Origin of the sequence: Bradyrhizobium sp. BR 1432 (genome assembly GCF_051547705.1) — a bacterium.
Taxonomy (GTDB): domain Bacteria; phylum Pseudomonadota; class Alphaproteobacteria; order Rhizobiales; family Xanthobacteraceae; genus Bradyrhizobium; species Bradyrhizobium zhanjiangense.
In genome coordinates this window covers 2,666,675-2,678,513 of the sequence record NZ_JBPUGF010000003.1, presented here as the reverse complement: position 1 = coordinate 2,678,513, position 11,839 = coordinate 2,666,675, and the positions used below count along the sequence as shown (strand labels likewise).

11 protein-coding genes and 1 pseudogene are annotated in these 11,839 nt (G+C 64.1%); 6 read left to right on the top strand and 6 right to left on the bottom strand.

Annotated elements, in window-relative coordinates; translation table 11 throughout:
- Window positions 1-77: 77 nt before the first annotated feature.
- From ACSKB8_RS12785 to ACSKB8_RS12770, 4 genes and pseudogenes are all read right to left on the bottom strand, one after another.
- The gene (locus tag ACSKB8_RS12785) at window positions 78-866 is read right to left on the bottom strand and encodes an ABC transporter ATP-binding protein (protein ID WP_438104441.1); all 789 of its coding nucleotides are present in this window, start codon (window positions 864-866) and stop codon (window positions 78-80) included.
- A gap of 4 nt (window positions 867-870) precedes the next feature.
- Window positions 871-1,630 (bottom strand): annotated as a pseudogene (locus tag ACSKB8_RS12780) (ABC transporter ATP-binding protein).
- The gene (locus tag ACSKB8_RS12775) at window positions 1,627-2,778 is read right to left on the bottom strand and encodes a branched-chain amino acid ABC transporter permease (protein ID WP_438104439.1); all 1,152 of its coding nucleotides are present in this window, start codon (window positions 2,776-2,778) and stop codon (window positions 1,627-1,629) included. The pseudogene ACSKB8_RS12780 and the gene ACSKB8_RS12775 overlap by 4 nt, the downstream one beginning before the upstream one ends.
- 5 nt (window positions 2,779-2,783) lie before the next feature.
- A complete protein-coding gene (locus ACSKB8_RS12770; RefSeq protein ID WP_438104437.1) occupies window positions 2,784-3,659 on the bottom strand; it encodes a branched-chain amino acid ABC transporter permease in 876 nt (291 codons plus the stop codon).
- Window positions 3,660-3,910: 251 nt separating this feature from the next.
- Here ACSKB8_RS12770 and ACSKB8_RS12765 point away from each other — a divergent pair, with 251 nt between their 5' ends.
- From ACSKB8_RS12765 to ACSKB8_RS12745, 5 genes are all read left to right on the top strand, one after another.
- The gene (locus ACSKB8_RS12765) at window positions 3,911-4,660 is read left to right on the top strand and encodes an ABC transporter ATP-binding protein (protein ID WP_438110514.1); all 750 of its coding nucleotides are present in this window, start codon (window positions 3,911-3,913) and stop codon (window positions 4,658-4,660) included.
- Window positions 4,657-6,183 (top strand): permease, encoded by a 1,527-nt coding sequence (locus tag ACSKB8_RS12760; protein ID WP_438104436.1) that lies wholly within the window; start codon window positions 4,657-4,659, stop codon window positions 6,181-6,183. The genes ACSKB8_RS12765 and ACSKB8_RS12760 overlap by 4 nt, the downstream gene beginning before the upstream one ends.
- Before the next feature lie 106 nt (window positions 6,184-6,289).
- Window positions 6,290-7,102 carry an MBL fold metallo-hydrolase gene (locus ACSKB8_RS12755; protein WP_438104434.1) on the top strand — a complete coding sequence of 271 codons (813 nt, stop codon included), beginning with the start codon at window positions 6,290-6,292 and terminating at the stop codon, window positions 7,100-7,102.
- Window positions 7,103-7,167: 65 nt separating this feature from the next.
- On the top strand, window positions 7,168-7,689 hold the full coding sequence (locus ACSKB8_RS12750) for a hypothetical protein (RefSeq protein WP_370987854.1): 522 nt from the start codon (window positions 7,168-7,170) through the stop codon (window positions 7,687-7,689).
- Window positions 7,690-8,016: 327 nt separating this feature from the next.
- The gene (locus ACSKB8_RS12745) at window positions 8,017-9,069 is read left to right on the top strand and encodes an amidohydrolase family protein (protein WP_438104433.1); all 1,053 of its coding nucleotides are present in this window, start codon (window positions 8,017-8,019) and stop codon (window positions 9,067-9,069) included.
- An 80-nt stretch (window positions 9,070-9,149) separates the two neighbouring features.
- On the opposite strand, the gene ACSKB8_RS12740 is transcribed toward ACSKB8_RS12745, so the two are convergent.
- Window positions 9,150-9,605, bottom strand: coding sequence for a cupin domain-containing protein (locus tag ACSKB8_RS12740; RefSeq protein ID WP_438104431.1), 456 nt, complete (start codon window positions 9,603-9,605; stop codon window positions 9,150-9,152).
- Window positions 9,606-9,845: 240 nt separating this feature from the next.
- On the opposite strand from ACSKB8_RS12740, the gene ACSKB8_RS12735 reads away from it, so the two are divergent.
- Window positions 9,846-10,400: a hypothetical protein gene (locus tag ACSKB8_RS12735; protein ID WP_438104430.1), complete on the top strand. Its 555-nt coding sequence runs from the start codon at window positions 9,846-9,848 to the stop codon at window positions 10,398-10,400.
- A 168-nt stretch (window positions 10,401-10,568) separates the two neighbouring features.
- Here ACSKB8_RS12735 and ACSKB8_RS12730 read toward each other — a convergent pair whose 3' ends face one another.
- Entirely contained in the window at window positions 10,569-11,825 is a 1,257-nt protein-coding gene (locus ACSKB8_RS12730; RefSeq protein ID WP_091885349.1) for an aminopeptidase, read from the bottom strand.
- Window positions 11,826-11,839 lie beyond the last annotated feature (14 nt).

Here is an 11,839-nt window from a genome sequence, read left to right as displayed (position 1 = left end):
CGCCTCTCCTCCTTGTCGCTTTCCCTTCCGCAGCCTGCCTTGCCGGCGGTCTATGTCTTACGGAGGGGCTCCTCCATCTAACGCCACGTTTTCTTCTTTTTCCAGCGCCGTTCGCCTCTGGCGCCCACTTCCTTGGCGCCAAGGTAAAATTCCTGGATGTCCTGGGAATGCATCAAGCGGTCGCAGGTGTCGTTCATGACGATCCGGCCGATCTCCAGGACATAGCCGTAATGCGCGGTCTCCAGCGCCACCTTGGCGTTCTGCTCGACCAGCAGGATCGACATGCCCTGCTCCTCGTTGACGCGGCGGATGATGGTGAAGATCTCCTTCACCAGCAGCGGCGACAGGCCGAGCGACGGCTCGTCGAGCAGCAACAACGTCGGCCGGTTCATCAGGGCGCGGCCGATCGCCAGCATCTGCTGCTCGCCGCCGGAGAGCTGACCGGCCGGCTGGTTGATGCGTTCCTTCAAGCGCGGGAAATAGCCGTAGACGCGCTCCAGATCTTCCGCGACGCCGTCGCGATCCCGGCGCGGATAGGCGCCCATCATCAGGTTCTCGCGCACCGAGAGGAACGGGAAGACTTCGCGTCCCTCCGGCACGTGGCTGAGGCCGAGCCGCACGATCCTGTCGGCTTCCATGCGCTGGATCGGCTTGCCCATGAACTCGATCGCGCCCTTCTGCGGATCGAGGATGCCCGAGATGGTCTTCAGCACCGTGGTCTTGCCGGCGCCATTGGCGCCAAGCAGCGTGACGATGCGGCCGCGCGGCACCTCCAGCGAGATGCCGCGGATCGCCATGATCGGCCCGTAATAGCTCTCGATGTTCGAGAGCTTCAGGATGGTCTCGGGTGTCGCGGTCGCATCCATCGTCTCAGGCTCCCAGATACGCGGCGACGACGTCGGGGTGCTGCTGCACCTCGGCCGGCGAGCCCATCGCGAGCACCCGACCGTAGTTCAGCGCGATGACACGATCGGAGACGCGGTTGACCAGCGACATGTCGTGTTCGACCATCAGCACGGTGACGCCGAGCTCGTTCTTCAAGTCGCGGATCCAGAACGACATGTCGTCGGTCTCCTCGACATTGAGGCCGGAGGACGGCTCGTCGAGCAGGATCAGCTTCGGCTCCGAGCACAGCGCGCGCGCCAGCTCGATCACCTTGCGCACGCCGTAAGGCAGGCCCGAGATCAGCTTGTTCGCGATAGGGTTCGAGATCGAGGAATTCGATGACCTGCTCGACCCGGCGGCGGTGCACCTTCTCGTTGGCCCGCACGCTCGGCAGGAACAGCAGCTCCTGCCAGAGCTGCGTGGTGGAATGGCGGTGGCGGCCGACCAGGAGGTTGGAGAGCACGGTCGCGTTCTCGAACAGCTCGATGTTCTGGAAGGTGCGGGCGATGCCGAGCTTGGCGATGTCGTAGGGCGGCTGCTCCGTGATGTCCTGGTCCTCGAAGAAGATGCGGCCCGAGGTCGGCCGATAGATCCGCGAGATCAGGTTGAAGATCGAGCTCTTGCCGGCACCGTTGGGACCGATGATGGAGAGGATCTCGCCCTTCTCGACCGCGAACGAGACCGCATCGACGGCCTTGAGGCCTCCAAAATGCAGCGACAGGTTCTCGGCGCGAAAATAGCTCATCGGTTGCGCTCCGACTTCACGTAGATCTTCTGCCGCTTGAAGGTGGCGCGCTTGTAGAGCGGGAACAGCTGGAAGAAGAGCTTGATCTTGAGCCAGCGGCCGTAGAGCCCGAGCGGCTCGAACAGCACGAACAGCACGATGATGATGCCGTAGATCGCGCCTTTCAGGCCGTTGAGCGAGGCGAAGGCCGCGACTTTTGACTGGACGTTGCCCGCAGTCGTCGGGCTCGCACCAAATGTCGCGGTGATGCCGGCGATGATGCCGGGCATGTCGTCCTTGAGGTAAGTCAGGAACGGATCGATCATGACGATGAAGATCGCGCCCAGCACCGCGCCGTGCAGGCTGAAGGCGCCGCCGATCAGGATCACGATGATGAATTCGATCGAGAGCTGCAGCGTGAACATCTCCGGCGAGATGAAGGAGAGCTTATGCGCGAACAGCACGCCGGCAAGGCCGGTGATCGCTGCCGAGATCGCAAAGGACTTGACCTTGTAGAGCGCGACGTTGACGCCCATGCTGCGCGCCGCCGTCTCGGAGTCGCGGATCGCGACGAAGGCGCGCCCTGTCGGCGAACGCAACAGGTTGAGCGTGCCGACGATGGTCAGCACCAGCACGGCAAGACAGAGGAAATAGAAGGCCGGGCTGTCACGCGGGACCGTGACGCCGAGCAGCGACAGCGTCTTGATCCGCATGCCCTCGTTGCCGTTGGTGACGCTCTCCCAGCGCGCCAGGACCTCCTCTACGATCAAGGCAAAGGAGATGGTGGCGATGACGAGGTAGATGCCGGTCAGGCGCAGGGCAGGAAAACCGACCATCGCGCCGATGACGCCGGTCAAGGCTCCCGCGGCGAGGAAGTAGACCGGGAACGGCACGTTGTATTTCTGCAAATAGGCCGCGGTATAGGCCCCGATCGCGAGGAACGCGGCGTGGCCGAGCGAAGCCTGGCCGGTGAACCCGGTCAGGATCAGCAGCGCCACGCCGACGGTCGCATAGATGCAGACGAAGACGAGCTGGCTCATCAGGTAGCTGGAGAGCACATAGGGCGCGATCAGCAGCAGCGCGAGCAGGATGCCATAGGTGACGGCGTAGCCCGAATGCGGAAACAGCTTGATGTCGTCTTCATAGTCGGTCTTGAACAGGAAGCGCATGGTGTTCAGACCTTCTTGCGGACGTGGAGGCCGAACAGGCCTTCAGGCTTCAGGAGCAGCACGGTGAGCAACACGATGTAGGGCGCGGCGTCCTTCCAGCCTTCGGGCAAATAAAAGCCGGCCATGCTCTCGATGACGCCGATCAGCACGCCACCAACGACTGCGCCCGGGATCGAGCCGAAGCCACCGAGCACGGCAGCCGGAAACGCCTTCAGGCCGAGCACGAGGCCGACATTGGAGTGAATGAAGGTGATCGGCGCCAGCAGCACGCCGGCGCAGGTCGCGACCGCCGCGCTGATGGCCCAGACGATCGACACCACGCGCTTGACCGGAATGCCCATGTAATAGGCCGCCAGCATGTTCTCGGAGCTGGCGCGCATCGCGGTGCCGAGCGTGGTCTTGTTGAAGAACAGCCAGAGCAGCGTACACAGGATCATCGTCGCCGCGATCACCGAGAGCTTGTCGTAGGCGAGCACCAGCGAGCCCATGCGCAGCACGCCCTGGCTGAACGGCGTCTCGATCTTCAGATCGTCGGTGCCCCAGATCATGCCGGCGATCGAGCGCAGGAAATAGCCGAGCCCGATCGTCGCCATGATGATGGAGAATTGCGGATAGCCGAGGATCGGCCGGACCACCGCGCGCTCGGCCAGCATGCCGAACAGCGCCATGGCGGCCACCGCACCGGCAAAGCCGATCCAGTAGTTCAGGCCCATCATGCCGATGAAGGTGAAGGCGAAGAAGCCGCCGAGCATCATCAGATCGCCCTGGGCGAAATTGACGACCTCGGTAGCCTTGTAGACGAGCACGAAGCCGAGCGCGATCAGGCCGTAGACGCAGCCGAGCGCAACACCGCTGACCAGCTGCTGAACGAAATCCAGCATCGCCGCGCATCCTCCCGATGCAACCGGCGGCTCTGCCTGACCGCCTTGTCGCATCTTGTGTCCAGTCGCTACGCAGTCGTTTCGCTGCGTCAGCGCCATTTGCCCGAGACCAATTCAGCCTGAACCGCCAAGCGCTGTCAACAAACGGTGACTTGCCTTTAGGATGACGGAATTTGTCGGCCGTAGATTCACGGTGCCGAAACATCTTCAAGTCATGGTCGCGGGCGATGCAAAACCGGATGGTGGACGTCATGAAGCCGGGCAGCTCGGCGCTGGAAGTCGTGGGGTTAACCAAGCGTTTTGACCGTTTGGCGGTCGATGGCCTCGATCTCACCATTCATGCCGGCGAGTTCTATGCCCTGGTCGGCCCCAACGGCGCCGGCAAGACCACCACCCTGCGCATGGTCGCGGGCCTGTTGCGGCCCGACGCCGGCAGCGTCTCGATCTTCGGCATCGATGCGCTCCAAAACCCCGTCGCCGCCAAGCAGGTGATGGCATGGGTGTCCGACGAGCCGATGATCTACGACAAGCTGACACCGCTCGAATATCTCGAGTTCGTCGCCGGTCTCTGGGGCATCGCGCCGTCTAGCTCGGAACCGGTTGCGCAGGAGCTTCTCGGCTCGCTCGGTCTCGCGCAGCACCGGCACGAACGCTGCGAGGGTTTTTCCAAGGGCATGCGCCAGAAAGTGGCGCTGGCCGGCGCGCTGGTGCACGATCCCCGCCTCATCATCCTCGACGAGCCGCTGACGGGGTTAGATGCCGTTTCCGCTCGCCATGTGAAGGGCCTCCTCAGCGGGCGCGTCCGCGCCGGCTGCACTGTCATCATGACCACGCATATTCTGGAGGTCGCCGAGCGCATGGCCGACCGCATCGGCGTGATCGCATCGGGCCAACTGGTCGCCGAAGGCACGCTCGACGAGCTGCGGCGGCAGAACGGCCATGCCGACACCAGCCTCGAAGACCTCTTCATCGCGCTGGTGACGCTTCCGGACGCCGCATGAGCTCGGCGACCGCGCTGTCCTGGTTCACCCGTCACGAGCTCCGGCTCGCCTGGCGCGAATGGTTCGCCATGATGACGGGCGGACGGCGCAAGCGGGCACGCGCCGCCATGATCGGCCTGCTGTTCTTCGCCGCACTCTTGCACGTGCCCGCCTGGGCCGTGATCGGCCGCTTCGCCGACCTGCAACTGCCGCTCGACAAATCCTCGTTGATCGTGATCTCGGCGACGATCTTTCTGGCCTGGACCTTGATGCTGTCGCAGGCGATCGAATTGGTGACACGGGTGTTTTACGCCCGCGCCGATCTCGATCTCATCATGTCCTCGCCGGCGAAGCTGGCCAATCTGTTCTCGGTGCGCATTGCCGCGATCGCGCTCACCGTCACGACAATGGCGCTGCTGTTCTCGACGCCCTTCATCGACGTGCTGGTGATCGGCGGCGGTGCGCGATGGCTCAGCGCGTTCGGCGGCGTGGTCGCGATGGGCCTGTCGGCGGCGGCGATCGCGATTGCCGTCACCATTCTCCTGTTTCGGCTGATCGGCCCGGCGCGGACGCGCTTGATCGCCCAGATCCTCGCCGCGATCATCGGCGCGGGCTTCGTGATCGCGCTCCAGGTCGCCGCGATCATGTCGTACGGCACGCTGTCGCGCTTCACCATCCTGACCTCGGGTCGCGTGGCCGCCTACGCGCCCGATATCGACAGCATCTGGTGGTGGCCGGCGCGGGCGACCATGGGCGACAGCGAAGCGCTGCTGTTGCTCCTCGCGCTTGCGCTCGTGCTGCTCGGAAGCGTCATGGCGATCTTCTCACGCCGCTTTGCCGACACCGCCATCGACGCGGCGGCGTATGGCACAGCCGGCCGCGTACGCGCCAAGGAGCGCCCGTTCCGCGGCGGATCGCGGCAGCAGGCGCTGCGACGCAAGGAATTTTCGCTGCTCTGGCGCGATCCCTGGCTGATCTCGCAGACCCTGATGCAGCTGCTCTACTTGGTGCCACCGGCGCTGCTGCTCTGGCGCAATTTTGCCGACAGTTCGGCGGCGCTGACGCTGATCACGCCTGTCATCGTGATGGCGGCCGGACAGCTCGCCGGCGGGCTTGCCTGGCTGACGATCTCGGGCGAGGACGCGCCCGACCTCGTCGCGACCGCGCCGCTAACGCCATCCAGCGTCATCCGCGCCAAGATCGAGGTGGTGCTGATCGCGACCGCCGTGATCTTCTGCCCGCTGGTGGCGGCACTGGCCTTCGCCTCGCCATTCCAGGCGGCAATCAGCGCCGGCGCGATCATCATCAGCGCAGCTTCCGCCACCGCGATCCAGCTCTGGTTCCGGGTGCAGGCCCGGCGCAGCCAATTCCGCCGCCGCCAGACTTCCTCGCGGCTTGCAACCTTTGCCGAAGCCTTCTCCTCGATCGGCTGGGCCGCCAGCGCCGCGCTGCTGCTTGCTCTTCCCATCGCCGGCCTCATCAGCGGCCTGATCACAGCCAGCCTCATCGCCATCACCTGGAAGTTCAGCCCAAGGCGCGAATAAAAGACGCGGGCGAGAGGTGCGACACTGACGCGCTGTTGATCGCAGTCCATTGGCCATGCGCAGCATAGCACGCTAGACTTTCTCCGAAGTCATCGGGGACGGATGCATGTGGCGACTGGTTTCGGCGGCTCTGGCGCTGTTCGGCGTATCCCTCGCACCTGCCCTCGCCCAGCAGCCACAGCGCAGCGAATGCCTGGCGATGGCGAACGCGGCGCCCCGCGCGCTGCCGGTCGCGTTCCGGCAGGCCGGCGGCTCAGCCGAGGTCGAGATCACCTATGCCGGCCACTCCACCTATTTCATCGATACGCCCGGGGGCCTGCGCATCGCCACCGACTATAGCGGCGCCTATCAGGTGGGACGGCGACCCGATGTCGTCACCATGAACCGGGCCCACAGCACCCACTACACGCTATTCCCGGACAAGCGCATTCCCCATGTGCTGCATGGCTGGGGCGAGGACGGCAATCCCGCGGTGATCTCCGAGCGCATCGGCGACACCTTCATCCGCAATGTCACCACCGACATCCGCCGCTATTTCGGCGACGATTCCGGCGCCGACATGATCCGCGACGGCAACTCGATCTTCATCTTCGAGGTCGCCGGCCTTTGCATCGGTCATCTCGGCCATCTCCACCACAAGCTCGACGACAGCCATTTCGCCCAGATCGGGCGGCTCGACATCGTGATGGTGCCGATCGACGGCACCTACACCATGTCGCTGGACGGCATCTCCGAGATCACCAAACGGCTGCGCGCCTCGGTGGTGCTGCCGATGCACCGCTTCGCTACCCCGCTCGACGATTTCATGCGCCGGATCGGCCAGCAGTTCGAGATCGACCAGCGCATCGAGCGGTCGTTCCGGATCTCGCGGGATGCGCTGCCGTCGAAGCCGACGGTGATCATCCTCGACGGGGTGTGACGCGCAATTTTCTCCAAGTCCGCTGAGGCCCGCTCGCGCTGATCTCCTGGCAACAGGAGATCGACATGACAGATTTTGCGAGACTGTTGCACGCGGACGGACCGAACCCGGAGCACGCGGCGGCTCTGCAGCTTTACGGCCGTTTCGTCGGCGACTGGGACGCCGAAATCACCGCCCACGCGCCCGATGGAACCAAACACGCCGCGCCCGGCGAAATCCATTTCGGTTGGGTCCTGGAAGGGCGGGCCGTGCAGGACGTCTGGATCATCCCTCGTTCCCCAGGCAGCCCGGCCTTTCCGATCGCCGGCAATTGGTACGGCACGACGCTGCGGGTCTACGATCCCGCCATTTCCGCATGGCGGATTTCCTGGTTCGATCCCGGCCGCAGCGTGTTCCGGCAGCAGATCGGCCGTCCGCGCGGCGCGGACATCGTGCAGGAAGGCACGACCGAAGCCGGTGAGCTGACGCGCTGGAGCTTTACAGAGATCACCGGCGATTCCTTCCACTGGCTCGGCGAGGTCAAGCCTGCGACCGCAACCGATTGGCGGCTCGTCGTCGACGTGAAGGCGAAGCGGCGCAAGGCTTAAAGATTGAATCGCTCTTGAATCAGTCAGCTCCGGGCGCGCTGCAACCTCTCCCGCTTGCGGGGGAGGTCGCGCCGAAGGCGCGGGTGGGGGCTCGCTCCACACTGGGAATCTCTCTGTGGCGGCACCCCCACCCCAGCCCTCCCCGCAAGCGGGAGAGGGAGCGCACCTTCCGTGTGGCGGCAATCGAGCTTCATCTAGTCGATATCAGTCACACCGCCGCTGTGCGCGCGATGATGGGTGCGGTTGCATGGCGTGCGCTGCTGCGTGACGAGATGAGATGCTAGGCTCCCAGCACAAAATACCAAAATACAGAGGGAGCGAACGCCGATGGCCGCAAGCGGGTTGCCCACTAATACCAGCGGCCTGTTTGTCGAGCCGCGCGAGGATTGGCTTGCGCAGCACCAGGAGGAGATCATCGATGCGGCCCGGCCGATCGTCGATCCTCACCACCATCTCTGGAATCGCGGGCATCGCTATCTGATCGAGGCGATGGCAGCCGACATCGCCTCCGGCCACAACGTCATCGCAACCGTCTATGTCGATTGCCGCTCGATGTATCGCGCGCATGGGCCAGAGGCGTTCCGGCCTGTCGGTGAGGTCGAGTTCGCCAATGGCGTCGCCGCGATGAGCGCGAGCGGTGCTTACGGCAAGGCGGCGATCTGTGCGGGCATCGTCAGCCACGCCAATCTGCTGCTGGGTGACGCGGCCAAGCCGGTGCTGGAAGCGGAAATCGCGGCGGGCAACGGCCGCTTCCGCGGCATCAGGCATTCCTCGGCCTGGGACGAAGACCCCGTCGTCGCCGGCATGTATGCGAACCGGCCGAAGGGCCTGTTGCGGGATCCGACCTTCCGCAAGGGTTTTGCCTGCCTCGCGCCGCTGAACCTCAGCTTCGATGCCTGGCTGTTTCATCCGCAGATCGGCGAGCTCACCGAGCTTGCGCGCGCCTTCCCCGACACCAGGATCGTGCTCGACCATTGCGGCGGCCCAGCCGGCGTGGGACGCTTTGCAGGGCGGCGCGAGGAGGTGTTTGCACAGTGGCGCGCCTCGATCCGGGAGATTGCGAAATGCGAGAATGTGGTGGTTAAGCTCGGCGGGCTCGCAATGTGCCTGCTCGGCTACGACTTCCATTTGCGCGCGAGGCCGCCGTCATCCGAGGAGCTTGCCACGGCCTGGCGGCCTTATGTCGAAACCTGCATCGAATCGTTCGGACCTAAACGCGCGATGTTCGAGAGCAATTTCCCGCCGGACAAAGGCCAGTGCAGCTATCAGGTGATCTTCAACGCCTTCAAGCGCATCGCGGCGCCCCTGAGCGAGGCCGAGAAGACGGCACTGTTCTCACAGACCGCAATTGATTTCTATCGGCTCGAACTGCCGTCGTGACAAGAAAAGGGGCCCGGATGTTGATCCCGACCCCTCTTCCGTCGTGGCCGCTGGGAAGCGTCCTTGAAACTTTGTGAGCTCTAGCCTGCACCCATCAACGAGGCTGGACGGCGTTCGCCGGTGGAGGTGAACATCTTCTTCAGCTTGTTGACGACGCGGATCAGGAAGCCGATCATCACGGGATTGGTCTTGCGGCAGAACGCGATCTTCCTGACGTGCCCTTCGACATGCCATTTGGCATGCGCGCCATCGCGGAAGAAAATGACGTCGCCGGGGCCGTAGCGCTTCGGCGGCATGCCGTCGCTTTCGAGCACGATCGATCCTTCCATGATCATGATCGTCTCGTCGATGTCGTAATACCAGTTGAAGCGCCCTTCGGTGCAGGCCCAGATGATGGTTTGGGCCGTGCCGTCGGCGCTGGTCGACAGGACGCGCGAGCGCGACACCGGATTACCCTCGATGATCCAGGACGGCTCGATCGGCCGCAGCTCGAGATCCACATTGCAACTGCCGATTTCAATCATTGCGCGCGACATCTGTTTCCTCAGGGAATAAAATAGGTTTGGCCGGGTCGGAGCCCGGATTGTTTCCAATGATGGCCGCAACGCTAGTGACCGCCTTTTAATTCTTCCTTACGCAGGCACCGACAATCAGCCCTAAGTTGCAGGTGCGAAGCAGCTAACGTTGAGATTCCGCTGCGAATTCGCGCACATGAACCCCTCTTTTCCGGGGTGCGACAAAATGCGCGAAAGTGACCATGGAAGGAGCCAATGCCGATGCCCGTCACGCCCGAGGTTCTGACAGCCAACCGCGAGGTCGTCGCCTGGCTCGGCGCCCTCGATGTTTCCTTCGGGCCGGACGAGGAGCCCTGGTTCACTATCGACGACATCGAAAGCCCGCGGCAGATCGGCAGCGACGGTTCCGGCGGCACGTTCGTGCTGCTGCCGTTGCAGAATGTGCTCTACGTGTCGTCAGAGGGGCGCGCTGGCATTATCGCGGAGAATTTCGAGGCGTTCATGCAGCTCGTCGTCGCCTGCCCCTATTGGCTCGACATCCTCAAATTTTCCGCCGGCGGTGATCTCCTGGAGATGCGGCGCGCGCCGGATGCACTGGAGGCGACACTCGACAACGAGGACGACCTCAACGAGGCCCGCGAGCAAATCCGCGACGCGCTCGACCTGCCCGAGCCGGACGATTCCGTCGGCGCGCTCTACGAGGCAGTCGCTGCTTCCTACGCCATCGTGCGGGCCACCGACGGCAGCCCGTTCACGACGCTGTTCAACCGCTTCAGCATCGACAACAACCCGATGCTGCGCAACGCCGCGGCGTGAGACAGCACGCCAGACCATGAGCGCGAGGAAGACTGTCGCCGGGATGCTTACTCTCCCCGACGGGGAAAGGTCGGGTGGGGGCCGCGGCATTTGGTGAAAGCGTAAACCCTCACCCGGATCGCATCTGCGATGCGATCCGACCTCTCCCTACGGGAGAGGTGAAGCAAGCTACTTCGCCCACTCGCCCTTGCGGAACACCGGCACCTTGCTGCCATCGGCGAGAATGCCGTCGATGTCGGTCTCGGCAGAGCCGATCATCCAGTCGATATGGATCAGGCTCTGGTTGCCGCCCTGCGCGGCGATCTGCTGCGGCGTGAGCTGCGCGCCGTTGATGAAGCATTTCGAGTAGCACTGGCCGAGCGCGATGTGCGAGGCCGCATTCTCGTCGAACAGCGTGTTGTAGAACAGCAGCCCGCTCTGCGAGATCGGCGAAGAATGCGGCACCAGCGCCACCTCGCCGAGGCGGCGCGCGCCCTCGTCGGTATCGAGCACCTTGTTCAGCACTTCCGCGCCGCGCGAGGCCTTGGCGTCGACGATCTTGCCGTCCTCGAAGCGCACTGCGATGTTGTCGATCAGGGTGCCCTGGTAGGACAGCGGCTTCGAGCTCACGACGTGGCCGTAGACGCGGCGGCAATGCGGCGTGGTGAAAACCTCTTCGGTCGGGATGTTGGCGTTGCAGCTGATGCCGTTCTTGGAGAGCGAGGCACCGCCCTCCCATTCGTGGCCGTCGGCGAGGCCGATGGTGAGGTCGGTGCCGGGACCCGAATATTGCAACGCGCGAAAACGCTGACCGTTGAGCCAGTTGGTGCGCTCGCGCAGCACCGCATTGTGGCTCGCCCAATTGCTTATCGCGTCCTCGCGGTCGACGCGGGACGCGGCGAAGATCGCATCCGCGAGCTTGCCGATCGCGATGTCCTCGGGATCATTAGGAAACACCTGCTTGGCCCAGGACGGGCTCGGATAGGCGATGATGTTCCAGTTGGTATCGAAATTGACGATTTTTTCCAACGCCGGCTGATAGGCCATGGAGTTGGCCTTGCTGGCGCGCGCCACCTTCGACGGATCCTCGCCCGACAACAGCATCGGATTGTCGCCGACGATGGCGAGCCGCGCGGTATTGTCCGAGAAGGCCTTGGCCATGCCCTCGTACAGCCAGCCGGCGGCACGATCGAAACTGTTGTCCTGGCCGTGGCGGTAGCGCGCCAGCGTCATCTCCTCGTCCGACAGGATCGGCGTCACGATGCCGGCACCGGCCTTGTAGGCGTGCACGGCAATCCGCCGCACCAGCGGCAGCGCGATCGCAGGCGCCGTCAGAAGAAGATCCTGCCCCGGCCGCAAGCCCAGGCCCACCTTCACCGCCACCTCGGCCAGCCGGTCGAGTTTCGCGGGATCGATGGGAGTAGCGGAATTGCGGTGATCAGTCATGCGGGGCCCTCTGC